Here is a 23,511-nt window from a genome sequence, read left to right on the forward strand (position 1 = left end):
GATCAGGCACTTTCTTCGTAGAGCGCCGCCTGCATCTCGTGCACGGCGCGGATGTAGTCGGGTTTCTTGCCGAAAGCACGGATCAGTTCAACCTCGGTTCCCATGCCTGCAAAGGGATTGATCTTGAGAATCTTGGGATCGTCGATGCTGATGACGCCGTCCTGTGAGTATTTGTCGAGCAAGGCCTCGAGCACGGCGCGCGCCTGAGGGCCATACTTGGTGAACACATCGCGTTTTTTAACGTTGTCGGCGCGTTCTTTTCGGGACAGCGGCTTTGCATCAAACGCGATATGGCAGATCAGGTCAAAAGGGTCGAGATCGAGACCAAGTTCGCTGGCGATCACACTCAGGGGCAAGCCTTGTTCTGCCAACTCCTCGATGAGCGCGTTCTTGCGTTCGGTCTGCTTCCAGCGCCGCAGAAAGTCATCCAGGCTAGAAAACTTCTGTCGCATGGCTTTGCGCGTGTAATCGCGGAGAGACTCGGTCACGAGCTTGCCGTTCTCGTCGAGGTATTCTACGCGCTCCGCGAGGATGTCGGCGCCGATGCCGTCGATGTATACCTTGGGCCGCGGTCCGGTGGTTTGGCCGTTGCCCAGGTTCTGGTTCTTTGGATCGATCAGAATGGTTTCGTTTTCGACACGCAAATTCGAAGCGCTCTCGTCCTCACTGTTCAGGGCGTCATCCGGGGGCGTGACAGGCTCGTCCGGGTCGGGCTGGTAGATCTGCACCGGTTCGCCATCGAAGTCCGGATCGGCGAAGTGGCTGGAAGCCCCACGAAAATCCATGAGCGTGAAGAACAGTTTCCGCGTGTCTTCGTGCACCCGCGTCCCACGGCCGACAATTTGTTTGAACTCGGTCATCGAGCCGACCTCGCGGTCGAGCACGATCAATCGGCAGGTTTGGGCATCCACACCGGTTGATAGCAGCTTGGATGTCGTGACGATCACGGGATAGGCCGATTCCGGATCAATGAAGTTCCCGAGCTGATCGATCCCCTCTTTGTCGTTCCCTGTGATGCGCATCACGTAACGCGCATTCTTGGCGACCAGGTCAGGGTTTTCGTTGATAAGCGCTTGCCGCATGCGCGCGGCGTGTTCCTGGTCCACGCAGAACACGATGGTCTTTGCCATCGGATCCCCGCTTTCGCGCAGGAACTCGGTCACCTTCTTGGCCACGAGCTTTGTGCGATCGTCCAGAACCAGCGTACGGTCGAAATCCTTGGCGTTGTAAATCCGGTCTTCGACCTCTTCGCCGTCGCGGTCTAGCTGCCCTTGCTCGGGTCGATATCCTTGGACGTCTCGGTCGATGTGAACTTTTATGACCTTGTACGGTGCGAGGAAGCCGTCGCGGATGCCTTGTTTTAGCGTGTAGCTGTAGACCGGCGGCCCGAAGTAATCGATATTCGAAGCGTATTCAGTCTCTTTGGGTGTCGCCGTGAGACCGATCTGTACGGCCGAGGAGAAATGATCAAGGATCTCCCGCCAGGCAGAGTCCGCGGACGCGCTGCCTCGATGACATTCGTCGATGATGATCATGTCGAAGAAGTCCCTGGAAAACTCACGATAGAGCTTTTGGCTTTCGTTTGGCCCCGTGATTGCTTGGTAGAGCCCCAAATAGATCTCGTAAGACGAGTCGATCCTGCGTTTCTTGTCGAGCGCAAGCGTGACGCTTTCCTTGGTGCCGTCTGGACGATCTATCGTCTTTGACTGTGTCGACAGCTTTGCCATCTTGCCGCTGAAAGGACGGAAATCGTTGATCATGGTCTGGTCTATCAGCACGTTCCTGTCCGCCAAGAACAGTACGCGCCTGCCCGGAAATGCCTTGCGGTATCGCCAAATGATCTGGAACGCAGTATATGTCTTGCCTGTGCCCGTTGCCATGACCAAGAGGACCCGATCTTTCCGTTTGGCAATGGCCTCCATTGTCTTGTTGATGGCATTGACCTGATAGTAGCGCGATTCCTTGCCCGACCCATCATCATGGTAGTCCTGAAGCGCTATCTTTTCAGCCGCGCCAGATAAACCTTTCCAAACCTTGTAGCGTTGCCAAAGCTCCTGCGGGCTCGGAAACTGATCCAATGCTAAGCTCTGTTCGACTTCCGGTGACGCACCTGTTCTATCATGGAATACGAACCCGTCGCCGTTGGATGAGAAGACGAAAGGTATATCCAAGGTTTCGGCATAGCCGAGTGCTTGCTGTATCCCTGCCCCAACCGCCTGCTTGTTGTCCTTGGCCTCTATGATCGCGATCGGAATGTTGGGCTTAGCCGAGAGAATGTAGTCGGCACGTTTCCCTTCGCCGCGGCTCACCATCTTTCCTCGAACAATGATACGTCCCTTCGTGAAGCTCACTTCCTCGCGAATCTGACTAGTGATGTCCCACCCCGCAGCAACAAGTGCTGGGGTGATGAACTTTGTACAGATATCGCGCTCGCTCAGGGTCCGCTTGTCCATACCTACGCGCCTTGCTGCGAAAATAATATTTTCTGAAGCTATTCAGCTAACCATCAAGAAGGCAAGCAATCCGCAAGGGGTGTTGGTGCGAAAGTCACATTTGGCACGGAGTTGCCTTTGCCTGAAGCCTTCGGCGTATGACCTGTTCAAACGACTCCCTAGGATCCCTGAACGTTGTGGTCGGGGCTTGTACGAATGCCTCTGGCTGTGAATAGGTCATAATAAAACCTTTCTCATGTCGTAAATAGCCCAACCGTACGTTCTGATAGGGCGTCCCGCCCGCGAGCAACTCCACCCCTTCAAGCACTACAATGCGTTCTCGCTTATAAAGCCATAGGTTTCAGCCGTATTCTTTTGCTCATGCTGTTATCCACTTTCGGAGGTGCTAAACACGGCAGTTTACAGGAAAAACGACCGATAGCGGAAATCAAAGGCTCAAAAAAGTGCTTCTTCACTCAAGTAGGTTGTTCGGGCTGAAGCCTGCTTGATGCATCCTGCGGTCAGCCTCCTAATTGATAAAAAGAGCTTTCAGCCAATAGTGGACCCCCAATAGTACTCACGGCGCTGGGGCTCATAGCCGTCACAGCAGACCTTGATGTTCTCTCACAAAAAATGCGCTCAGCTTCGGACGAGCCGAGGCCAATTGCAGTTTCGCCTGATGATATGCATTGTCTGCGGTATGGCCGTTGAACGTACTTCACTACCAATTATACGCCCCATCGATATTCTGTCGGGTCTTGGTATACTCGAGCGGACCGAGATATGCCAAATGATCGCTCTCATCGAGTGTGTCGACGGCCTTTTCCTTGCAAAGGGGGCTGTCGAGGGCATTGGCGCGAAGCTCGGTCTCTCAGCGGATGCTGCCGCCAAAAGACTCAAGGCTGCTCAGATTGACCTTGCGGAGTCGTCCGCCTCTGATGCCGCCCTGCGCTTCCGCCTCTGGTCAAGACTGACAGAGGCCTTGGCTCTGCCGTCGGTTGCCCCCCGCTTGTCGGAGAAGTCCGCCACAAGGTCGGCTTCTGCATTCGCTGTTCGCGCCTCTGAGAGACTGACGCCATCGATCCGCGCCCGCCACCGGAGGACCAAGCACAAAGAGCCCTATGGTGGTTTAGGAGAACTAGTTGGCGGCAAGGCCGCTGAGTACTGGAAGTCGGCGAAAGCTGCCGTCGTCGCGGAGCCGCCTCTGCCATTCCCTGAGATCGTAGCCGAGGAGATACTGGCCGTCTTCTCGGACGAAATGGTTCTCGATGCCGCTGTTGAAGCAACCGATCCCGAAATCGCAAAGGCTCTACGGCAAGGCCAAACTTGGGCACGCAATGCGCTTGCGGCTGGCGGCGTTTGGATCGGCGGGGCGGCGGTCGTCGCCAATGCGGGTTTCTTGCCCTACATGCTGGCTGCACAGCTAAGCGCGATTATCCCTCTGGTCAGTGGACCCGCCTTGGTCTCCCTTCTGGCGACACTCATCAACCCTGTGACAGTCTTCGTGGGCGTTGCCTCGCTTGGGTGGCTTGGAATGGGTCGTGGGTCGCGGGTGGTCCGTAGCCAGCTAGCTGCTCGTCTTGGGGTGCTTTTGTCAGCCCAAGGCATGCTGGCCCGCGCAACTGGTCTAGATCATTTCCTCACAGACATGCGCAACCTGGACCGGGAACCGAACAGTTCTTTTAATTGGATGAACGCCAAAGATCGCGCAGAACTGCGCCGATATGTTGCCGAGATCACCGGAGGACTGTCCGGGCCACTCCCCCCACCAGCAGGACAGCCTCCTGAGCCGTGGTCTTCGAAGAAAGCAACCACGGATTTCTCGGACGCTGCCGTTGCACTGGGAATGACCGCCGGCGAAATGCTATGGCATGCCGCAGCGCTCGACCCAAACGTTATGAAAGCGGCTGATTTCTCACGCTCTGAGGAAATCGGCGATCCCATCGCCTTTGCCTGCAATGTTGCTGACTTCATGTCCTCAGGCGAGGGATGGTCGTTGCGAGGCTACACGGCCGAGCGGCTGGTCATGGAAAAGTTGATCGCCGACGGTCACGACGTTCACCTTGCCGAGGCGAGCAATACACCCGGTCTTGATCTCATTGTCGACGGGATGCCCGTCCAAGTGAAATGCGGGACGGCGCTATCGAACCTGACCGAGCATTTCGAGAAATACCCGGAGATCCCGGTGATAGCCAATGCCACCCTTGCCGAAGAGGCAATGGCATGCGGTGCGCCGTGGGCGCGCCTGGTGACGACCCTTCCCGGCTTCGAACTTTCCATCATCGAAGAACAAATCGCAGAAACACTCGGTCATGCTGCCGACCTGGCTGACCCGGACATACTTCAATTCGCGCTTTCTGTGGGCGTGCTTCGCGGTGGCATTGAGGTCGCCAGGGGGAGAGTTCCTGTCTCCGACTTGCCAGCCTGGCTCCTTCTCGATGGCGCCTCGCGCGGCTTGCTCGCCTATGCAGGCGGCAATGCCGGAGCCTGGTTCGGATTGGTTGCGATCGGTCCCGCCGGCGCGCTTATCCTTGGTCCAGCAATCGGCGCCGCCGCTCTCCTCGGGAACAACATCCTGAAGGATCACGCCCAGAAAAAGCTCATAGCAGATTGGAGCATGGACCTCCAACGTGCTGCAGAAGAACTACATGAGTCTAATAATACGGCATTGGAGCACCGCATCGCCCGGTTGAAGGAAAGAACTTGCACATTTGAGAAGAATGCCTCGAGATCTGAAATTGATGCCTGGATTGCTCGGCGGGCCCAGGATGATTTGATCGCCGCCCTGGAAGACCGTGCTGGCCTTTTCGCCTCGCGCCCGAAGGCCGAGGTCGATGCAATCAGGTTGCTGTTCATCGCGCGCGAAATTGCACCGGCGAACGCCGCTGTCCTGTTACGAGTTCACGATGTAGAACAGACATTAGCCCGAAAGCCAGGCCTTAAGGCAGCAATGATCGAAGCGGGGCGCCCCGCAGGCAACCTGCTACGATCCCGACTATCCAGGCATTGGTTTAATCGCCGGTCACCAGAGGAACGTGAAGGTGATTAGCGGTCAGCTTTACCGAGTGATAGTAGAATCTCTTCAGATGCCGGCCATCTACATATTACTTCGAAACCAGCCGAGATTAGTCGTAAGAGCATGGCCCGAGACGCGTCCGGACCCGGCCCATTGCGGACCTTCGACACCCGACCATGATGCTGCGGTCGCGTACCGCTTTGCGGTCATTCGCCGCGAGTGCGAACCCCGGGCTTAGTCGAACTCACACATCGCGGACTTAGTGAGCTTTCGCTGCACGTGCGCCAATGACTGCTTTCGCGCGGTCGCCTCAGGCGGTTCTCAGATCGGCCCGCGCGTCGCAGATGATAGACCATGACGAATGCAGGAACAGTCCCGCGATCCCGAAGGCCACGATTAGATCGGGCCATGCGCTGCCGAGCCAAGCCACGAGGCCCGCAGCAATGACCACGGCTGCGTTGCCGATGGCGTCGTTCCGCGAGAACAGCCACACGGCACGCATGTTGGCGTCGCCCTTGCGGAACCGTAGCAGCGGCAGGACGGCGAGGACGTTTACCACAAGAGCAATGAAGCCAAAAAGTCCCATGAGACCCGCATCCGGGGCCGTCTGCGTGAAGACTCGCCAGATCGTCGTGCCGAGGACACCGAGGCCAAGAATACCTAGAAAAACGCCTTGGATCAGCGCGGATCGTGCCCGCCAGACCAGGCTCCAACCAATAGCCAGAAGGCCAAGGAAAGTGATGAGACCATCGCCGATGAAGTCGAGCGCGTCAGCCTTCACCGCCTGAGACCCCGCAAGAAAGCCGCCGACCATTTCGACAACGCCATAGCCGACGTTCAGGATTACGACGATCCACAATGCGCGTCGATAGGTCGGGTCCTGATGGGCCGCTCCCTGCTGCGCGTCGTTGTGACTTTCAATGCGATCAAATCCATAACCTGTCGTTTGCACGGCGCGCTCAATCTCGGGCAGACGTGCTTCAGGTACGTTGAGGGTCATGATGTGCGTGGCTGACGATACCTTCACCGCGTCAGGTGCAATTCCGGCAGACTGCGCCGCCCGCTCGATCTGAGCTGCGTCCTTTGCGCAATCCATGCCGGAGACGCGATAGCGGAAGGATTCGACATCAACACCTAGTCCGGTGTTTTGAGCGTTGGCCATGTTCGCATTGCTCCTGCTAGGGTGGACTAAAGAATAACATATCAGCGAGGAATGATATGGAGGAAATTGCCACTGACCGCAATCCCGTCGAGGCAGCCATCGAGCAACGGGCAAAGTTGTTTCGTGGCCTTGCGGACCCAAGTCGGTTGGCGATCCTCGATGCCCTGCGGACCGGACCGCTGGTCGTTCATGAGATCGTCGAACGCACGGGTTTGACGCAACCCAACGTCTCCAACCATCTGCGATGTCTTTCGGATTGTGGCCTCGTCGAAAGCGCGCGTGATGGGCGCTTTGTCCGCTACAAGGTCAGTAGCCCGCAAATCATGGACCTCTTGCGGGAAGCGGATGCACTGCTCAACGTTGTGGCCGAAGATATCAAGGCGTGTCGCAACTACCGAGTGGATGGTAGCGACGGCCCGCCCAGACGCGCCTGAGGATCGCAGTAACAAAAGCGGCCATTCGTGCCCCGCGCAGCATCAGACAATTTGGGCTCAGACCTGCCGCTCGACAACGCAGCGCTAAATGTCTGCTTCGGGCCGCCAGTGAAGGCGACCCAAAGACCCTAGATTTCAATGGCTTCGGCGATGGCCAGCGCATCCTCGAGTTCAACGCCCAGGTACCGAACCGTGCTGTCCATCTTGGTGTGACCGAGAAGAAGCTGAACAGCTCGAAGGTTGCCGGTCTTCTTGTAGATCTGGGTGACCTTGGTTCGGCGCATCGAATGGGTACCGTAAGCGCTCGCCTCGAGACCGATCGACGTAACCCAGTCGCGGACAATCCTTGCGTACTGCCGGGTTGAGATATGCAGGCGCTCATGGAACCGACCCGGCCATAAGTACTCAGAGCCGACCATCAACTCGTCTTCCATCCACTTCTCGACTGAGGCTCGAGTGCCTTCAGAAATCTCGAAGCGCACCGGTTTCTGTGTTTTGCTCTGTAAGACCGATGCCCGTTCCTTGATCTGACCAGACGCCATGACGTCGATGACTTTCATCTTCACAAGGTCACAGCCACGAAGTTTACTGTCGATGGCCATGTTGAACAACGCGAGATCACGATGGTTCTCGGCCAGTTCAAGTCGTACCCGAATTGCCCAAACATGTTTTGGCTTCAACGGTCGCTTCTGGCCGACGATCCGCCCCTTATTCCAGGCGGGACGGAGTGCGCGAATGGCTGGTAGGTTTGGTGTTTCCATGACTGATCCTCCGATCCGCCATGCCCTCCCACAACGACAACCCGACGTTGACGGGCAACCATATCACGGGATTGCTGCGCTGCATCCGAGGTCAGTAGTGAGCCCAAGGCAGACGTTCAGTTCCATAATCTGGCAAGCGCTAGCACTTTCCAGATTGGATGCCGCGGCGTGGGTTTCTCAGCCTTTACTGAGCGTTATGCAGCAAGTCCTTTGCTCGGTCCCGACCAAGTTCAATCCTGCAGGAGTTGATCCCGATGCCTGTACCCGAGCCACCACCGAAAGTGGCGCCAATATATTCGCAATGAGCATCTCTATACGCTACCCAGGCTGCTTGTGACACTTCTAGTGCTGGCGCGGCGACTTTGCGACCGGTAACTTCATCAAGCTCTTCCGCGGAACTCTTCGCAAATCCCAAATAGATGTCGATCGTGGCATCGACCCTTTGAAGCGTGTCAGCTACGCACGCGCCGATCTCAACCTGACTACCCCCACCGCATTCGGTGGCGGGGTCGGCAGAAGCGGGAAGCGTCAGGTAGGACAACAGCGTCAGCGTTGCATAGAGTTTTTTTCTCATGACAGGTTCCTCATACACCTACAGCGTTTCAGTGTGCTAACTCCGGTGAGTTCCTATGCATTTGACGCCAAAGGCAAGTGCATTAATGCAAATCCGAGTTGGACAAACTACGCGGGATCAGGATGTGGATGATTTCGGACCTCGTAGAGGGCACAGAGGGACGCCCGGTGCCATGCAACCCCTGACCGTCTTTCGCCATTAGTCTAGTTGGGATACCCAAAAGAGCAGTCATGCGTTTATTGACTTGATTCACCTGCCAACTCGGTGTCCGATCATAGTCCATAGTTAAGGAGGGTTGCTCCATGCTCACCACCATGAAACGCATTCTGCCCATGACCTTAGCCTGCCTTGTTGCCGCCACTTCGGCTCAGGCTGAATGGAGCTTCAGCACGGGGCTGTATCCCAACGCCTTCATCCAGACCGACAAGGCGACGCTTGAACTGCAGTGCGACCGGGTGCGTTTCGCGCCCGCAGGCTACGAGGACTCGCAGGACATCGTCACCAAGCAAGGCCTGTCGTTCCGATTCATGAAGAACGGCACCACCGAGACCGGGGCGTTCCAGGCCGGAGCGTCGAACGCGGAGATTTCGATCGTCGACAACTATCCCGTCGAAATCCGGTTCTACGACCAGGGCGATTACGACTTCGTTCTGGACCAGATTGCCCGGAACGCCGTTCTGAACCTGTCGATGAGCGACCGGGACACCACCTACGGCATCTTCACGCTCAAAGGCTCGTCCGCCGCTGTCAAATCGTTGCGCGCGGCCTGCAACTCGGGCGCATCGGCGTCTCAGTCCCAAGGCATGGAAGCGCCTGAGGGTATCGTCTACTGCGGCGGCGGAGCCGTTCAGCGGGTCATCGAATACGCCATCTTGGGTCAACCCGGAGACCAGTGGGATGCCATCGTCACGGTAAATGGCGAAACCGTCCGCGCGATGACGTCTTACAGCTACTTCGGAAACTCGCAGCCGCCGGCCGGTTTCCAGGTCGCGCTCCTGGGCGAAGACCAATCCGAGTACCTTGTCTTCAGTGACGGAGCTCGGAACTGGATCGAGTTCGGCGACTACACCTACGAACAGTGCAATTAACGAGTTGTTTGGAAAGGCGATCACAGGCTCTTGCCAAGAAGAGGGCTTCTGCATCAGCCGTCCTCTCAAATTCGTAATCGAGTTAACGAAGACATGAACCATGGAAAGGCAATCAACATGAACACAACATTTAGAGTCGTTTCCGGCTTGCTCATGGGAACTTTGCTGACAGCTTGCGTGGAAGATACCGGCTCCACAACCTCGACGCCCAATCGCGCAAACCAGGACTGTTTGACCGCGGTCGCCCAAGCGACAGGTAACAGTCAAGTCAGAGTCCTTTCTTCCGAGGCCCGCGAGGCCAATATCCGAGTGGTCGTCGGCGTTGGACCAGATGCAGCACCTTGGCAGTGCATCACCTACGGAGACGGAACAACCGAAGGCATCATGTCTTTGACTAACGAAGGCAGCCTCTGACGCAGCCCCGGCGCGTCTCCTAGGCATCGCTTTCCGGGCGTCGATGGCGCAACTTGCAGCCGCCCGTTTTTTCCGGGCGGTCTCTACCTCTTGGATGGTTCGGACGGGTGCGCCATTCGCTCACTAAGGTCAAATGGTCGATGCAGGCTTAATGAATAAAGGACAGAACAAGCATGTGGTCGCTCGTTGAAAGCATTGGCAGAGCCCATTTGCGGCTCCTCTTGGCAACCGTCGGCGCGTCGTTCTTTGCCGTCTCGGCGGACGCCCAGGACTGGTCGGGACTGCCACAGCAATTGCTGGAAAAGGTCGAGGCCGCCCAACTGGCATGTTCGGATTTCGAGAACGGTCAGTTCGCCCTCGAATTCGGAGCCGTACAGCGCGTCGATCTTGATGGCGACATCTATAAGGACTGGGCTCTGGACGAAGCCGGGTTTGCCTGTTCGTCGGCCGCATCGCTCTATTGCGGTACCGGTGGTTGCATGTCTCACTTCTTGGTCGGGGATCGCGTGTCCTCGCTTCTCAATCAGGGATGGGACATGGCGAACATCGGCCCGTTCCGTGTGCTTCTGGCGGACGTACACGGCTCGCAATGCGGTGGCATCAACCCGACGCCCTGTATCGTGGCCAGTGCCTGGGACCCCGAGGAGAAAGTCTGGCGCAGCACAGACGCGAAATGGGAATGAAACTGATGGTGCGGGTCGAAAAGGTGATGTCCGGCATCGCTGGCTGCACCTTTGCGCTGGCCCTGGCGGGATGCGTCGAAGCGACCCCCGAAGTCGCGATCAGTGAGCCCGACCCAGAACTGGTCTTCGTCCGCGGTTACCGCGGTGCTGCGGACGAATGCCAACTGGTCGGCGAAACCGCATTCACGGTCGACTTCCTCGACGATGCGGCCGATCTCGTAGCCTGCCCGACCGGGAGCGCTGCGATGACAAGCCTGATGGCCGAAGCCGGGGCGCCGATCGTCACCCAAACCAACAGTTTCACGTTCTTCAGCATTCCCACCCGCTGAGGAACTCGGATCAAGCGGGTCATCTGGGGCTCAAAGTGTCGTAGAAGGCGATTGGGTCTGTCTAGTCCACGCGCCGCCAGCTCGGGTCAAGAGCGTACAGTTCTTTGACAGTTCCCGCACCGTGAGCCGCGCCATAGAGAACGATCACATCTCCGGTTGCGTCATGGATGGCCTCCGCCAAATGCTCATTTCGCCAGTCGATTGTAACGCGTGTGATTTGCGTCACGTCTGCGGTCGGCATGACGAACTCCCCGATCGGAGTTGTCAGGTTTTCCTCGCTGATCTCAAGCGGCCCAACTAGTCTCTCGTAGGCATCAGCAAGTTCCGCAGGCGTCAGGTCGACGTTGACATCCTTGCCTCCGGGAAACCCAAGGAACTGCGCGTTGTCCTGCGCCACCAAACCACCAGATACATTCTCTGCATAGAAAGTCGGTGAGGGGAGAAAGCCAAGCATGGCACGAACCCTGCGTTTGTCTTCGAGTGTCGCTGCATCGAAGTCGATAAACTCGTAGAAAAGGTCCATTCCTTGTGCTTTGAGTTGCTTCACTTCGCTCGCCACGGCTTCATAAAAAGCCGGCTCAGCCTGGTGGATCATCGGAATAAAGTGGAGGAACCGCGATCCGTTCGTGAACGTGAATACTCTTGCACTGGACGCCGATCCATCCACGTAGAACTGTTCCTCGGAGAGTGCGTCTATATCGCCTTCTGGCCCTTCTAGCATAACTCCGATGTGCGGAGACGCTCCCGCAAATGATACCCAAACGGCCACAACAACGGTTGCGACACTGGTTCTCAAAAACATCACACGTTTCTCCTTTGGCCGGCGGCGCCCGCCCGAGTATTGGCAGAAAGCCGGTGTTCGGGAAAGATCAGGGAAAGCTAATCCAATAGGGCCGGGTCTCGAACGGCGGGAGGAAAAAATGGGATTTGCAACTGCGGTTCGGACGTGTCTGTCCAAGTACATTTCATTTTCAGGCCGAGCGTCGCGACCAGAGTATTGGTGGTTCCTCCTGTTCGTGGTGCTTGGTTCACTGGTTTTCGGACTACTCGACGGGGCCTTGTTCGGCGTAGACACAGAGACAGGGGAATCCCAAGGTGCTCTGGCGCCGCTATGGCAATTGGCCATGTTCATTCCGCTTCTTGCGGCAGGTTGGCGTCGACTTCAGGATACCGGGCGACCCGGCTGGTACATTCTCTTGCCAATGCTTGTGTCACTGGTTTCTGTCGTCGGACTGTTCCTTGGCATCTTCACCTTTGGAGTCATGGAGCAGAATGTCGCCGATCCTGACAGTCTACGGGGACCGGCTGCGGTGTTGGGTCTTACCGGTATTGCCGTGATCGGATTCGTCCAGCTTGTGCTGACCGTTTTGATGCTTTGGTGGCTGACAAGGCCGTCCGATCCTGATGCAAACGCTTATGGTTCGCCTGCGGCAAGCTAATCCATGCAAGATTTCGGTGATTCAGGTTGCCTGAGTGGCGATCGTAGATTCACAATCGCGATATCACCTGAGAAGCACGCAACGAATGGCACAAGGGGCTGGCATCAGGCGCCACCCCTTGAACCAGACTGCGAGAGCCTTGCTCACATGCGATTGAACGCGATGATTTGGTCGTCCGAATTCACAGAGCATCGGAAGGTCGTTCCGCCAGCATAGACAGAGTAGTTCCGTGTTCCGAAGGCATCGAAATTGATCGGGCTCGCCGAGGTCTGATCGTAACTAACCCGCATGAGCGATGCTCCACGCTCGCGACACTCAAATGCGCCGGGGTCTTCAATTGCGTCGCCAACTTCCACGCATCCCGCGAGTGCCACTGCAACCGTTCCCGCTGCTATTATTCGTCCGATCATCCGTCTTCCCTTCAGCCGTTACTTCCGATTCACGCTATTGGAACCGTTCCATGGCACGTGATGCTATGGGGATCACTCCAACTTTCAAAGTATCTTTTGGTTTGGGGAAGTCTCTATGCCGCGAAGCGCATGGTTAGGTATAAATCAACCGATGTCTCCTTCGAGCACGAGCGGTAGGGCGAGACGTCGGCTCGGGCCTCCTCCCTGTCCGACCCGGTCGACGTCTCGCATGTGCGGCGGGATGATAACCGCGACGCCTGATCTGACCGGGATTCGATAGATACAGCAAGAGCGGAAATATGCGATCTGGCGCGCTCGAGGTCGGGCCCGGGCGATAGAACGAGGCGTCTGCTCAGTCAGGTTGGCGGAAAGACCGGGCAGACACCTCGCCCGCGCAGTATGTCCGTACCACCAAACTCATTTGACAGGGGATCGCGAGGCGACGGAAGGGCGAAAGTATGCAGTTTACGCGATCGTGTTCGGCGAAAGTGTTTGGGCGAGGCGGCGGCACCAGGTGGCACTGGTAGGATTGGACAGTAACCGCCGCCTCGTCCGCGCGGCCGAAAGATGGCTGCTAGTTGCGTGTGCCGGGAAGGGCCTGGCACAGGAAGGGCGGAAATATGCTTTTGCTGTCCTGTTGCCTAATCACCCCCTTGTAGCGCCCGATCTCACACGCAGGCTATGGTGCGAGACGCCGGCCGGGCCGGAAAGGGATGGGGTCCGGTCCGACGCCCCGCTCCTGCGCCGTATCAATCCCGCCAAGGACATTTGACGGGCCTCGACGAGAAAACGGAAGGGCGGGAATATGCGAGACTCGATTCTCCCGGCCTTTGCGCGGTCGAATTCGCCTGCGTCGCAGATCTGCCTCGAGCAAGGTACGCAAGACGCCGGCTAGATCTCTTTCTGTTGGGTGGTTCCCGGGATTTGACTGAAGAAGCATTCGCTGATGCCGAAGTTGGGACGGAATACCGTGTTCAGTATGTGGTCTTCTATATAGACTTTGTCCGATAACAATCACGCTCAGCTTTCGGATGTCGGGGGCTTGTGATGAGAGATTGAAGATAGAAGCAGGCGCTAGGGCAATGGAGAATTCAAAACACGCAAATTCACAAGACAAGGACCATCCTAGCAGCAGCGTCGACCGCGCCATCGCCGTTGTATTGCTGGTTCTATTGGTCGCTTTGGCGGTCCAAACTGACTTGCCCTTGATGCCTGCGCTGGTTTGGGCCCTTAGCCCACTTCGATAGCGGACATTCAAGCTGACGGCTCGAACGGCAGTTTTGTCCGCATGGCCTCCGTTCGCGCGGGACGCGGCGAATGTCCGCTTTCCGCCCGAAGCGGCTTGCGACAGCAATCGGCCCACAGTCGCCGTTCATCGCCCTGGATTGGCTCGCATTACGGGCACGTCAAAGCGGTCTTGCGTCGATCATGCAGCATGATCGTCTTTCTCATTTCTGTGTCAGGGAGGTTCTCGAATGCTACAGAGCCATTCTAAAAATCGCTCACAGAAATCACGACCGCTTCCATGTGCAAAGTGAGGAACCGCCGTGTGGAAGCGCAAACCGGAACCGCCGATTGCAGATCGTGCTCGTCAACGGAGGTGGTTTCATTGGTGAATTTGCTGCACCGTAAAAGGGTCCATCCATCGAAACCTTGGAGATGAATTGGAACCATCCAAGTCGCAGAGGCTTGGCGCTGCGGACCCCGACATGTTGTGTTGCGGAGCAAGAGGTGTTTTTCATGGCATTGGCCGGATCGGCATGACGCCACAAACTCAGCGGAGAAGAACTACGCCATGATTTCGTTGGAACCTGCAGCAATCCGGAGCGGTTCTGAGTCCGTGCGACGTGGGGCCGGACTGTTGCTATCCCTTCTTTTTGCAAGTCTCTGGGTAGCAACGCCGCTGGCCGCGCAGGTCGATCCCTCCGGAATGCTCGCGGAAAACCTGAAGGTGACCGGCAAGGGATGGGGCCAACTGACCGACCTGCAGGAGATGGGACAGTTCCTTCTCGGCTTGATCGAGGTGACCGCCATGACCGCGGTTATCGCCTATCATCCGGCAACCCGCACGGACCGACGCAAACTGGCCGAATACCAGGTTCCCGGCACATTGTTCGTCTACGCATTGATTGGAATGGTGGTCGGCTTTTTGGTCATGAACCACGGCGCAATCATCGGTTTCGTGATTTTCGGCATTGGCGGGTTGCTGCGCTTTCGCACGGATGTGGACAAGATGTCCGACACCATGCGCCTGATCCTTGTGACGCTGGTGGGACTTTGCGTCGGGCTTGACCTGCCCGTCATGGCGCTGATCACCACGGCAAGCGCCTGGGCAATCGTGTACGTATTCGGTGCCTCGCCGCATCATGTCGTCGAGGTGAAATTCGCCGACAAGCATGGCACCCCGCAGGCGCGGGAAGATCTCGAGGCCGGTCTGAAATCTGCCGGCTTCTCGATTGCCGGACTGAGCAAGGCGAAGGCCAAGCACACGTTTTCCTTCACGGTTGTCGGTGGCCGGAGCGGTTCTCGCGATGCCCTTGTGCACGCGATGATGGATCTCGACGTCGCGAATCCGGAGCTGATGTCCGATTGGCACCTTGCATGATCTCGTCTTGGCGATGATCCGCCCGGCACTCCGACTTTGGTTGATTTTGATGATCCTGGCGGGGAGCGCTTCGGCGGCACAGGCCGATTGTGGCCATCCCTCCGTAAGGTTCCTGAAAAGCGATCGGATTGCTGACAAGGCATTGGGATTCTCCGAACCGTCCGGGCTTTCATTGACCGAGGAGGCCGATCGATTTCTGAGCGTCAGCGATGATGTGTCGGCCCTGTTCATGCTCGATAGTGATGGCCGGAACCAAACGCCGCCCGATGCAACTTTAAACGTCGAAGACCTTGAAGGGATCGTCTTTGACCCCGTCGAAAACCGTATCCTCGCCGTGAGCGAGAGCGCTGCTGGTGTCCTGGCGATAGACCGCCAATCAGGCGAGTCTGAGTTGGTCCTGCTGACGGATATGAAAGGTTACAAACCCGTCAGGAAAGCCTTCAAGACCTCCGATCCCAATGACGGTCTGGAAGGGATTGCCATCGACCCGGAGCGTGGCCGAGTGTACCTGCTCAAGGAAAAACGCCCACGGCTTCTTCTGGAGATGTCCTTGGATCTTTCCGAGATCTTTCGGGTTACGGAGCTGACGCCCGCGCTCGGCTTCATCGATGACGACCAGTCGAACCGTCACCTCGACGTGTCCGGCCTGAGCCTCGATGCGCCGACCGGATGCCTCTGGATCGTCAGCGACCGGGCCGAACGGCTGTTTCTGTTTGACCCGGAAGGGAAAAGCCCGACTCGCAGCTATTCGCTTGGCTGGCTCGACGGAGAAAAACCGCGCGAGCTTCCCCATGCCGAAGGTGTCGCCCATGATGCGCGCACCGAGCGCCTCTACATCGTGAACGACAATGGCAAGGCATCGCGCCTGTTCACCTTCGAAATCCTGCGGGATGGCGGCGGACAGTAGCAATTCCCTGCTCGCACTGCCGAAAACATCTGGACCGATACCAATTCGTGGCTACCCTGACCCGAACGCGTCGAACCAAACGAACAGGATCACTATGATGTCAGCCCGCTCCCGCGTCGTCCGCAATTGCGTCTCCTTGCTCGCGACCCTTGTCGTGGCCACGTTCGCGGCTTCGACGACAGACGCATCGGACTACACCGCGCGCAATGGCGGCCCGAGCAGCAAGCAGATGCTCGCCCGCTCCAGCGGTCCGGCCGAAGGGCTGGCCTTTTTCCGTCCGGTGCTGTCCGGGGTGCTGTACCGCTCCGGCTTCCACGGGGGAGACAAGGGCCGCACTGGCCTGAGCTCGGCCCAGCGGGAGGAACTGTGCAAGGCTGGCTTCTCCGGCGCGCGCTATATCGATTTTGGCAAGAACACCAAGTACGGCACGACGCAGTGCGGCGGCCAGAGCCTCGACTACCAGGGCGGACGCTCGACGAGCACCGCCGACATCATGCGGCAGGTCCATGCAACGATCAAAAAACCCGATGCCGGTCCGGTTCTGGTGCATTGCATGTGGGGCGTTCATTCCTCCGGCGCGGTGTCGGCCATGGCGCTGGTCCAGTTCTGCGGCTGGAGCGAGGAGCGGGCCAAGAAATACTGGGACGAGGCGCGCAACGGTGCGGATTGCTCCGGCGGCTGCTCCACCTGGATCGACAAGCATTTTGCCAAGTTCAAGGTCGACCCTTCCCTGAAGATTTCCAGCGCCGAACAGGCCGCGATCTGTCCGAAATAGGAGGCTGGAAATGAGGGAGGGAGCATACGCAGCCGTCGCGGCATTCATGGCGACGATCGGCACGGCACAGGCCTCGGACTCTGTGATCGGGGAAGAAACAACCTTCACCAGCCCGAACGGCGTGGAAGAGAAATGCGTGCGGATCACGCCGATCCCCGGCGGGTCTTACAGCAAGGGCGATGCCAAGGACGAAGCCGACTATTGCGGCATCGATTTCTACGACGCCTCTGTCGCGCTCTGCCCCAAGACCTGGAGCACCAGCCCGGGCATGATGGTCTATGACGTGAGCGACGGGAAATATGCGGGAAGCCGCGCGGAGTTCGAACGCAATGCCTGCAAGGAAGGCAAATCTGCCAAGGAACTGGCGGCGGATGATCTGGCCAAGTTCAAGTCGACCATGAATGCCAAGGGCACGAGCGGAACCTTCGCGCCCTCTTCGCTGCTCTATTACCATTTCTCCCGCTATTTCGACGCCATGGTCAAAGTGCCGGTGGCGGTGTGGCGCAGCATGGATGCGAAGATGCACCAGAGCGAGGTGGCCGAGCCGGGGCTTTCTCTGTCTGGCAGCCGGTCGAGCGGTCGGATGAACCATGAAGGTTGGCGTACGTTCGCGGCGGCGGACCGCGATCCGGCGAGCTATCGCCCAACAGACGAGTTGTTCACTTCCGACCGCAAGCAGATCTATGGCGTGCTGCTGTCGAGTCCCGGCCATCGCTACGGCTCCGAGATCAACGGGACCCGCAAGTCCGGCTGGGGAAAGGGCCAGAACGAGGACTTCCAGAAGACGCCGGCTTTCCTCGCCCTCCGGTCGGAGAAGCGACTTGAGGAGGCGATTGCCGAGGGCCTGCGCGAAGGCCGGAAGGACCTCCAGATTGCCAGGGATCTGGGTGAAGACGGAACGCCGCAACAGATGGTGTTCTGGATGAAAGAACTGACCGAGATCGTTCTTCTGGACTTCATCTTCAGCCAGCAGGACCGCGTCGGAAATATCGACTTCACGCCGTATTACTACTGGTCGGAGGACGGAAACCTGAAGTCGAAGAGGGCAAAGCATCACGAAAGGGGCGACGGTTCGGTCCCGCCCGATGCCGTGCTGTTGCGACGAACCAATCTCAACGACAACGATGCCGGCGGGCGGGTGCAATATGCCAATTTCGCAAAGAGCACCCAGATGCTGGAAAAGCTGCGCCATTTCGGGCCCGGGACCTATGCAAGGCTGATGGCTCTTGATGCCGACCTGAAGGCGCAAGGGCCGATCTACCAATGGGTCGCCACGAGCGTTGGCCTCGACAACGGGCAAATCGAGCAAGTCGTCAAGAACACAGCGTTGGCCGCGGGCATTCTTCGAGGCAACTGCGAGGCCGGAAAACTGATCTTCGACCTTGATCCCGAGACCTATTTCGTCACCGGAAAGCAGGATGCGGTCGAGGTGGCATGTGATGGGGCGTAGCGCCTTCTGGACTGTCCTCCTGTCGCTGGTCCTTCTTGCGGGCCCGGCCTCGGCGTTGCGCGTGGTGGTGATCTCCGATCTCAATGGCTCCTACGGCTCGACCAGCTATTCCAAGCGAGTTCCCGTCGCGATCCAGCGGATCATCGCGTTGAAGCCGGATCTGGTGATCTCGACGGGGGACATGGTGGCCGGCCAGCGCAAGCCGGTCCTCAGCGAAGGCGAGGTCCGCGCCATGTGGGCGGCGTTCCATCGCGTGGTGAGCGATCCGCTTGCCAGGGCCGGTATCCCGTTGGCGGTCACCCCCGGCAATCACGACGCCTCGGCCTATGGCGGTTTCAAAGACGAACGCCGAATCTTTGGCGAGGAGTGGCGGGCGAGAAAACCCGCGCTTCGTTTCTCCGACGATTCCAACTACCCGTTCTTCTACGCTTTCGAGATGGGGGGCGTGCGCTTTGCCTCTCTCGATGCCACCACGCTTGGGCCCCTGCGTGGCGACCAGATGGCGCGCCTTTCCAGGGTCATGGCGGGCAGTGGACCGGCGGTCACCTTCAGCCATCTGCCGCTCTGGCCATTCGCCCAGAAACGCGAGCGGGAGATCATCGGAGATCCGGCGCTCGAGGCGCTCTACCACAAACTTGGCGTCGATCTGCACCTGTCCGGGCACCACCACGCCTTCTACCCCGGCTGGAAAGATGGCGTTGCCTATGTCTCCCAGGCCTGCCTCGGCGGCGGGCCGCGCGTTCTGATCGGCGACACCGTTCGCAGTCAGCACGCCTTCACCATCCTTGAGTTCGAAGGAGGCGCATTGAGTTCGGTGAAAGCCTATGCCGGACCCGATTTCCGTACGCCGATCCAAACCGAGGCACTGCCCGCACAGATAAAATCCGGTCATGCGATTCTGAAACGGCTGGACCTTGCGAAGTAGAACGCGGTCGCGTCGCCAAGCCGCCTCCGCGTGAAAGGCTCCTAGGTGTCGGTCTGGTCGACCGCCGGCGAAGACCGGCAATCGATCCAATCTCTAATCAAGCTCTGAAACCGGGCGCCTCGGTGCCCGGAAAACGCGGGAAGAGCGGTTCAGATGCGCCGCAGTGGCGCCTAGCCGGCTTCCTGCTGCTTTCGCATGAACTCGGCGCACTGGTCGGCGCTGCCGATCATCTGCTCGCCTTCCGCCAGTTCGGCCTTGCCGGAGATGTCCTGGGCAGCTCGGTTGAGGACCAGGTCAACTTGTTCGGCCGTCAGGAGACCCTCTTCCTGTGCTGCCTGCACCGTGGCGCAGATGCCCGAGGACAAGCCCGTCGCGACGCCCACGCCCATCATTGCGCCGCCTCCAAGATTGAGGCCACCCCAGGAGCCGACACCAAGGCCGACGACGAGACTGATGATTGCGATCCCTGTCTTTCCCATGTTCCGTTCCTTCTTGTTGTTGGCGAGGTAGTTAGCCCTTCTGGCGGATCTGCCCACAGATCAATCGCAGCAGGACCAGGTTCAGGGTGGGCGCGGCGGCTCCGAGCCACGGCCAGAGAGCTTCCGGGAAGCCTTCGATCATCAGGTTCCAAGGCAAACCCAGCGGGATCAGGAAGATCCCCGACAACGGGTCGCGGGTTTGACCAAACCATCCGAAGGTTCCGACCAGGAACAGGAAGAGTGCCAGAATGTACGCTGCCAGGAAGGCCCAGGCAGCGAATTTGCAAAACCTGCTCATGGTCGATGGATCACTCGATCCCGAAGATCACGTTATAGCCGGCATCCGTGCTGCCATTGTTGACGACCTCGATCACGTGGTCTCCGGATTGCCAGAGCTGACCGCGGTATTCCTTGTCCGGCGTCATGAAATCCAACAGCGCGGAGCCGTCTGGATTTTGGATAAGGTAGCCGAGGCTGCCGCTCTTCGGCGCAACGCGGACGTAGAGGAACTGGCCATCCTTTGCGCCGAGCACGTAACGTGTCGAACTGCCCGGTGTGAGAGATGCCGAGATCTCCGCGCCGGTCGAACCTGTGTCGAATCGAACCCGCTGGGTATCCGTCGTCGGTTTCGCGGCCCCCGGGCCCGACATCGCACCGCCGCCATCATCGGCCGCTTCCACGACCGACAGTTCGCCAATGGCGCCATCCTTGTAGGCGATGCAGCGCCAGACCGTTCCGCCACCATCTTCGAGCATCACGAGCGTTCCGGCTTCGGAGAACTCCGAACTCAGCACCTTGCCGGACGCTCCGTCAGGTCCGCCGACCACCCTGAGCTGATCGATGCACGCGTTGTCCGCATAGGACATGGCAATCGCCGTTCCAGCAAACAGGGGAGTTGCGAGTAGAGATATGCAAGTGACGAAGGCCAAATGGCGCATGTGCTTCCTTTCTGGAAAAACCGGCTTCACAACATTTCCGAGCTAAACACCCGAGTGAGTTCCACCCAGCCTGCAATTCGTCCGGATTCGGGACAAGCGGTTTTCCACATCGTTCAGGACGATCCGGTTGCTCGCGTCCGCCAACACTCAAAGAAGTTCGCGCCGGGACAACGTGGTACGCCAGCGTGAACTCTCGCTCAGAGGCCATCCAGCCCGAGGCCTTGGGCGAGTGACTCGGCCTCGTCCCTGCCCAATGCAAGGACGAAGCTGTCACCCTCAATGCCTTCGGCGATGTTGACCGAGCGGACCAGGTTTCCATCCACCCGGATGTCGAGTGTGCCGCCAACGGAGGCCTTGGTGAATGCCGCGAGGGCCGCGGCAACGTCCGGTGCCAATCTCAATTCGACCAGCGACTGACCGTCCGCATCTTCGCGTATTTCGCCACCGACAACCTCCTGCGCCGTGATCACTATCGGTCCAAGCTGAAGGGGCGCCGTGGCCTTTTCAACCACGCAAATCGGGTGGATGCCGGGATTCCGACCTCCGCCGAGATCGAGGCACTGGTCGAGATACGCCGCCTTCTGCATCTCCGCGCCGGCCCAGAAAGCGGCCCCGAGCGCTGCGATGAGGATGGCGGCCGATGCTTTTCGTCCCAAAGGCATCCAAAGTCCTCCCTGTTTGAAACCTCGTCAAGGCGGTTGGGAACGCCTGAGCTTGGGGCTTGACCTGTCCTGAATGCTTCTATGTGCTGACAGAACGACATGAAAAGAAACACGGATGGGGGATGGTCGCCATGGGGTTCGTGCAATCGATCAAGGTCTGCCTTTCGAAATACGCCGTCTTTTCAGGACGGGCGACGCGGTCCGAGTACTGGTGGTTTGCGCTCTTCGTCATCCTGAGCAGCATCGTCCTGGCATTTCTGGACCAGACTATCTTCGGCACCAACCCGGACACCGGCAACGGTGCCAATGTCCTCAACTCGGGATTTCAACTCGCGGTCCTTTTGCCGATGCTCGCCGCCGGCTGGCGCCGTTTACACGATACCGGGCGCCCGGGATGGTATCTTCTTCTGCCAATGGCGTTGGGAGTGGCGACCATGATTGCGCTTCTGAGCGGCGTTGCGGTCTTCTCGGTCCTGGAAGGCGGGGTGGACGACCCGGAGGTGCTCCGCGGACCTGCAGCATTCCTCGGCTTGACCGGGATGATCGTGGTGTGGGGGCTGCAACTGGTCCTGTCTGTCATGATGATCTGGTGGCTGACCCGGCCGTCGCAGGAGGGGAAGAACGCATATGGCCCATCCGCGGCGTGAATGACGTGCCAGATTGACCTGTCGGTGATGGAGGGGAAACTCAAATGAAGCACAAGATATCCTTGGGGCTTGCCTTGGCCGTCGGTGTTGCTATGCCTGTCCTGGCCGAATGGACTTTCGTAGCCAGCCCAACGGCCAATGCGTTCATTCAATCCAATAATTCGTCGCTGGAACTTCAATGTGACCGGATCCGTTTCGCGCCCGCAGGTTATGAGGACAGCAAGGACATAGTGGCCAATCAGGGCCTGTCCATCCGTTTCATGAAGGACGGCACGACCGAAGTTGGTGCCTTCCATGTCGGGCAGGACAACGGCAAAGTTCGGATCGTTGACAATTTCCCGGTCGAGATCTCGTTCAACGATACGCAGGATTACGGCTTCGTTCTCGATCAGTTGGCGGCAAATGCCTCGGTCAACCTTTCCATGATCGATCAGGACGTCACCTACGGGATCTTCGACCTGACTGGGTCGAGCGCGGTCATCAAGTCGCTGAGATCCGCCTGTGGCGGGGCGGCACAGGAGACTGCGAGCACCGAGGCTCCCGAAGGTGTTGTCTATTGCGGTGGCGGTGCGGTGCAACGCCAGATCGAATACGTGATCCTCGACACCCCGGATGACGAATGGGATGCGTTGCTGACCGTGAACGGTGAGGTCACCCGCGCCATGACAGCCTATAGCTTCTTTGGCAATGCAGAAGCGCCGAAAGGGTTTGTCGTTGCGCTCCTTGGCGAGGATCGATCGGAAACGCTGGTCTTCCGTGATGGTGGCAAGGACTGGCTGGAATACGGGGACTACCAGTATGACAAGTGCAACTGACGGATTGGCGTGACGTAGAACCGCAAAAGCAGGCGGCCAAAGCCATGAGATTCATCGGGGTTTGGGCCGCATCCTCGCTTGCTCTGATCACGCCGGCATTGTCCGCCGATGTGTCCGAACTGCCCGAACAACTGCAGCAAAAAGTCGAGACGGCCCGGCAGGCTTGCGCAGATTTCGAAGACGGCGCCTTCCACCTCGAATGGGAGGCCGTTGACCGGATCGACCTGGACGGCGATCTGAGCCGCGACTGGGTGCTGAACGAGCGCGGCTTCTCCTGTTCGACGGCCGCATCGCTTTACTGCGGCACCGGTGGATGCATGTCGCATTTCCTCGTGGAAGATGTCCTCCAGTCCCTGTTGAATCAGGGATGGGGCCTGGCAGATCTCGGGCCGAACAGGATCCTTCTGTCGGATGTCCATGGCTCGCAATGCGGCGGCATCAACCCGACTCCTTGTGTGACGGCTAGCACATGGGACAGCGACGAGAAACAATGGCGAACGACTGCCGCCGAGTGGGAGTGACCCGCGTGGGAAAGCCGATCGACGGCCTCGTAGCGTTTTGCACTA

The 23,511-nt window shown here is 58.4% G+C and carries 25 protein-coding genes; 16 read left to right on the top strand and 9 right to left on the bottom strand.

Features of this window, described 5'->3' with window-relative positions:
* Positions 1-2 precede the first annotated feature (2 nt).
* The gene (gene hsdR / locus KVX96_RS07905; RefSeq protein WP_261193818.1) at positions 3-2,453 is read right to left on the bottom strand and encodes an EcoAI/FtnUII family type I restriction enzme subunit R; all 2,451 of its coding nucleotides are present in this window, start codon (positions 2,451-2,453) and stop codon (positions 3-5) included.
* 769 nt (positions 2,454-3,222) lie between these two features.
* Between hsdR and KVX96_RS07910 the strand changes: the two genes are divergently transcribed.
* Positions 3,223-5,481 (top strand): hypothetical protein, encoded by a 2,259-nt coding sequence (locus KVX96_RS07910; RefSeq protein WP_261193819.1) that lies wholly within the window; start codon positions 3,223-3,225, stop codon positions 5,479-5,481.
* 277 nt (positions 5,482-5,758) lie between these two features.
* Here KVX96_RS07910 and KVX96_RS07915 read toward each other — a convergent pair whose 3' ends face one another.
* The gene (locus KVX96_RS07915) at positions 5,759-6,544 is read right to left on the bottom strand and encodes a cation transporter (RefSeq protein ID WP_409977119.1); all 786 of its coding nucleotides are present in this window, start codon (positions 6,542-6,544) and stop codon (positions 5,759-5,761) included.
* Positions 6,545-6,666: 122 nt separating this feature from the next.
* Here KVX96_RS07915 and KVX96_RS07920 point away from each other — a divergent pair, with 122 nt between their 5' ends.
* Entirely contained in the window at positions 6,667-7,044 is a 378-nt protein-coding gene (locus KVX96_RS07920) for an ArsR/SmtB family transcription factor (RefSeq protein WP_170357372.1), read from the top strand.
* Positions 7,045-7,172: 128 nt separating this feature from the next.
* On the opposite strand, the gene KVX96_RS07925 is transcribed toward KVX96_RS07920, so the two are convergent.
* Positions 7,173-7,805 carry a tyrosine-type recombinase/integrase gene (locus KVX96_RS07925; RefSeq protein WP_261193821.1) on the bottom strand — a complete coding sequence of 211 codons (633 nt, stop codon included), beginning with the start codon at positions 7,803-7,805 and terminating at the stop codon, positions 7,173-7,175.
* A 184-nt stretch (positions 7,806-7,989) separates the two neighbouring features.
* Positions 7,990-8,379 carry a lysozyme inhibitor LprI family protein gene (locus KVX96_RS07930; protein WP_261193822.1) on the bottom strand — a complete coding sequence of 130 codons (390 nt, stop codon included), beginning with the start codon at positions 8,377-8,379 and terminating at the stop codon, positions 7,990-7,992.
* A 302-nt stretch (positions 8,380-8,681) separates the two neighbouring features.
* Between KVX96_RS07930 and KVX96_RS07935 the strand changes: the two genes are divergently transcribed.
* From KVX96_RS07935 to KVX96_RS07950, 4 genes are all read left to right on the top strand, one after another.
* Positions 8,682-9,467 carry a hypothetical protein gene (locus KVX96_RS07935; protein ID WP_261193823.1) on the top strand — a complete coding sequence of 262 codons (786 nt, stop codon included), beginning with the start codon at positions 8,682-8,684 and terminating at the stop codon, positions 9,465-9,467.
* Positions 9,468-9,560: 93 nt separating this feature from the next.
* Positions 9,561-9,881 (top strand): hypothetical protein, encoded by a 321-nt coding sequence (locus KVX96_RS07940; protein ID WP_261193824.1) that lies wholly within the window; start codon positions 9,561-9,563, stop codon positions 9,879-9,881.
* Between the two features lie 173 nt (positions 9,882-10,054).
* Positions 10,055-10,564, top strand: coding sequence for a hypothetical protein (locus tag KVX96_RS07945; protein WP_261193825.1), 510 nt, complete (start codon positions 10,055-10,057; stop codon positions 10,562-10,564).
* Positions 10,561-10,893 carry a hypothetical protein gene (locus KVX96_RS07950; RefSeq protein WP_261193826.1) on the top strand — a complete coding sequence of 111 codons (333 nt, stop codon included), beginning with the start codon at positions 10,561-10,563 and terminating at the stop codon, positions 10,891-10,893. The genes KVX96_RS07945 and KVX96_RS07950 overlap by 4 nt, the downstream gene beginning before the upstream one ends.
* Before the next feature lie 61 nt (positions 10,894-10,954).
* On the opposite strand, the gene KVX96_RS07955 is transcribed toward KVX96_RS07950, so the two are convergent.
* Positions 10,955-11,695, bottom strand: a complete 741-nt coding sequence (locus KVX96_RS07955; RefSeq protein ID WP_261193827.1) for a hypothetical protein — start codon at positions 11,693-11,695, stop codon at positions 10,955-10,957.
* A 118-nt stretch (positions 11,696-11,813) separates the two neighbouring features.
* Here KVX96_RS07955 and KVX96_RS07960 point away from each other — a divergent pair, with 118 nt between their 5' ends.
* The 7 genes from KVX96_RS07960 to KVX96_RS07990 all read left to right on the top strand — a co-directional run bounded on the left by KVX96_RS07960 (position 11,814) and on the right by KVX96_RS07990 (position 19,404).
* Positions 11,814-12,332, top strand: a complete 519-nt coding sequence (locus tag KVX96_RS07960; RefSeq protein ID WP_261193828.1) for a DUF805 domain-containing protein — start codon at positions 11,814-11,816, stop codon at positions 12,330-12,332.
* 1,727 nt (positions 12,333-14,059) lie between these two features.
* A complete protein-coding gene (locus KVX96_RS07965) occupies positions 14,060-14,374 on the top strand; it encodes a hypothetical protein (protein ID WP_261193829.1) in 315 nt (104 codons plus the stop codon).
* A gap of 163 nt (positions 14,375-14,537) precedes the next feature.
* Positions 14,538-15,347, top strand: a complete 810-nt coding sequence (locus tag KVX96_RS07970; protein WP_261193830.1) for a hypothetical protein — start codon at positions 14,538-14,540, stop codon at positions 15,345-15,347.
* A complete protein-coding gene (locus KVX96_RS07975) occupies positions 15,340-16,254 on the top strand; it encodes an SdiA-regulated domain-containing protein (protein WP_261193831.1) in 915 nt (304 codons plus the stop codon). Before KVX96_RS07970 ends, KVX96_RS07975 begins: the two co-directional genes overlap by 8 nt.
* A 136-nt stretch (positions 16,255-16,390) precedes the next feature.
* Positions 16,391-17,029: a hypothetical protein gene (locus KVX96_RS07980; RefSeq protein WP_261193832.1), complete on the top strand. Its 639-nt coding sequence runs from the start codon at positions 16,391-16,393 to the stop codon at positions 17,027-17,029.
* A 46-nt stretch (positions 17,030-17,075) separates the two neighbouring features.
* On the top strand, positions 17,076-18,479 hold the full coding sequence (locus KVX96_RS07985) for a hypothetical protein (RefSeq protein WP_261193834.1): 1,404 nt from the start codon (positions 17,076-17,078) through the stop codon (positions 18,477-18,479).
* Positions 18,469-19,404 (top strand): metallophosphoesterase family protein, encoded by a 936-nt coding sequence (locus KVX96_RS07990; protein ID WP_261193835.1) that lies wholly within the window; start codon positions 18,469-18,471, stop codon positions 19,402-19,404. Before KVX96_RS07985 ends, KVX96_RS07990 begins: the two co-directional genes overlap by 11 nt.
* A 170-nt stretch (positions 19,405-19,574) precedes the next feature.
* On the opposite strand, the gene KVX96_RS07995 is transcribed toward KVX96_RS07990, so the two are convergent.
* From KVX96_RS07995 to KVX96_RS08010, 4 genes are all read right to left on the bottom strand, one after another.
* Entirely contained in the window at positions 19,575-19,883 is a 309-nt protein-coding gene (locus KVX96_RS07995; RefSeq protein ID WP_261193836.1) for a hypothetical protein, read from the bottom strand.
* A gap of 31 nt (positions 19,884-19,914) precedes the next feature.
* Positions 19,915-20,181, bottom strand: coding sequence for a hypothetical protein (locus KVX96_RS08000; protein WP_261193837.1), 267 nt, complete (start codon positions 20,179-20,181; stop codon positions 19,915-19,917).
* A gap of 10 nt (positions 20,182-20,191) precedes the next feature.
* Positions 20,192-20,749, bottom strand: a complete 558-nt coding sequence (locus tag KVX96_RS08005; RefSeq protein ID WP_261193838.1) for a hypothetical protein — start codon at positions 20,747-20,749, stop codon at positions 20,192-20,194.
* A 269-nt stretch (positions 20,750-21,018) separates the two neighbouring features.
* Positions 21,019-21,483, bottom strand: coding sequence for a hypothetical protein (locus tag KVX96_RS08010; protein ID WP_261195468.1), 465 nt, complete (start codon positions 21,481-21,483; stop codon positions 21,019-21,021).
* A 122-nt stretch (positions 21,484-21,605) separates the two neighbouring features.
* On the opposite strand from KVX96_RS08010, the gene KVX96_RS08015 reads away from it, so the two are divergent.
* From KVX96_RS08015 to KVX96_RS08025, 3 genes are read left to right on the top strand one after another with little or no spacing between them, the layout of a single operon-like run.
* Positions 21,606-22,130 carry a DUF805 domain-containing protein gene (locus KVX96_RS08015; RefSeq protein WP_261193840.1) on the top strand — a complete coding sequence of 175 codons (525 nt, stop codon included), beginning with the start codon at positions 21,606-21,608 and terminating at the stop codon, positions 22,128-22,130.
* A 44-nt stretch (positions 22,131-22,174) separates the two neighbouring features.
* On the top strand, positions 22,175-22,945 hold the full coding sequence (locus tag KVX96_RS08020) for a hypothetical protein (RefSeq protein WP_261193842.1): 771 nt from the start codon (positions 22,175-22,177) through the stop codon (positions 22,943-22,945).
* Positions 22,936-23,466 carry a hypothetical protein gene (locus KVX96_RS08025; protein ID WP_261193843.1) on the top strand — a complete coding sequence of 177 codons (531 nt, stop codon included), beginning with the start codon at positions 22,936-22,938 and terminating at the stop codon, positions 23,464-23,466. The genes KVX96_RS08020 and KVX96_RS08025 overlap by 10 nt, the downstream gene beginning before the upstream one ends.
* Positions 23,467-23,511: the final 45 nt, after the last annotated feature.

The sequence above is a fragment of the Pseudoruegeria sp. SHC-113 genome (assembly GCF_025376885.1).
GTDB lineage: Bacteria > Pseudomonadota > Alphaproteobacteria > Rhodobacterales > Rhodobacteraceae > Pseudoruegeria.

Coding starts and splice junctions, on each gene's coding strand:
- KVX96_RS07945 (WP_261193825.1), top strand. CDS start 10,055: ATGTGGTCGCTCGTTGAAAGCATTGGCAGAGCCCATTTGCGGCTCCTC.
- KVX96_RS07930 (WP_261193822.1), bottom strand. CDS start 8,379: ATGAGAAAAAAACTCTATGCAACGCTGACGCTGTTGTCCTACCTGACG.
- KVX96_RS07915 (WP_409977119.1), bottom strand. CDS start 6,544: ATGGATTGCGCAAAGGACGCAGCTCAGATCGAGCGGGCGGCGCAGTCT.
- KVX96_RS08000 (WP_261193837.1), bottom strand. CDS start 20,181: ATGAGCAGGTTTTGCAAATTCGCTGCCTGGGCCTTCCTGGCAGCGTAC.
- KVX96_RS07955 (WP_261193827.1), bottom strand. CDS start 11,695: ATGTTTTTGAGAACCAGTGTCGCAACCGTTGTTGTGGCCGTTTGGGTA.
- KVX96_RS08015 (WP_261193840.1), top strand. CDS start 21,606: ATGGTCGCCATGGGGTTCGTGCAATCGATCAAGGTCTGCCTTTCGAAA.
- hsdR (WP_261193818.1), bottom strand. CDS start 2,453: ATGGACAAGCGGACCCTGAGCGAGCGCGATATCTGTACAAAGTTCATC.
- KVX96_RS08010 (WP_261195468.1), bottom strand. CDS start 21,483: ATGCCTTTGGGACGAAAAGCATCGGCCGCCATCCTCATCGCAGCGCTC.
- KVX96_RS08020 (WP_261193842.1), top strand. CDS start 22,175: ATGAAGCACAAGATATCCTTGGGGCTTGCCTTGGCCGTCGGTGTTGCT.
- KVX96_RS07985 (WP_261193834.1), top strand. CDS start 17,076: ATGGCGACGATCGGCACGGCACAGGCCTCGGACTCTGTGATCGGGGAA.
- KVX96_RS07990 (WP_261193835.1), top strand. CDS start 18,469: ATGGGGCGTAGCGCCTTCTGGACTGTCCTCCTGTCGCTGGTCCTTCTT.
- KVX96_RS07925 (WP_261193821.1), bottom strand. CDS start 7,805: ATGGAAACACCAAACCTACCAGCCATTCGCGCACTCCGTCCCGCCTGG.
- KVX96_RS07950 (WP_261193826.1), top strand. CDS start 10,561: ATGAAACTGATGGTGCGGGTCGAAAAGGTGATGTCCGGCATCGCTGGC.
- KVX96_RS07995 (WP_261193836.1), bottom strand. CDS start 19,883: ATGGGAAAGACAGGGATCGCAATCATCAGTCTCGTCGTCGGCCTTGGT.
- KVX96_RS07935 (WP_261193823.1), top strand. CDS start 8,682: ATGCTCACCACCATGAAACGCATTCTGCCCATGACCTTAGCCTGCCTT.
- KVX96_RS07960 (WP_261193828.1), top strand. CDS start 11,814: ATGGGATTTGCAACTGCGGTTCGGACGTGTCTGTCCAAGTACATTTCA.
- KVX96_RS07920 (WP_170357372.1), top strand. CDS start 6,667: ATGGAGGAAATTGCCACTGACCGCAATCCCGTCGAGGCAGCCATCGAG.
- KVX96_RS07965 (WP_261193829.1), top strand. CDS start 14,060: ATGTCCGCTTTCCGCCCGAAGCGGCTTGCGACAGCAATCGGCCCACAG.
- KVX96_RS08005 (WP_261193838.1), bottom strand. CDS start 20,749: ATGTCCTATGCGGACAACGCGTGCATCGATCAGCTCAGGGTGGTCGGC.
- KVX96_RS07940 (WP_261193824.1), top strand. CDS start 9,561: ATGAACCATGGAAAGGCAATCAACATGAACACAACATTTAGAGTCGTT.
- KVX96_RS07970 (WP_261193830.1), top strand. CDS start 14,538: ATGATTTCGTTGGAACCTGCAGCAATCCGGAGCGGTTCTGAGTCCGTG.
- KVX96_RS07910 (WP_261193819.1), top strand. CDS start 3,223: ATGATCGCTCTCATCGAGTGTGTCGACGGCCTTTTCCTTGCAAAGGGG.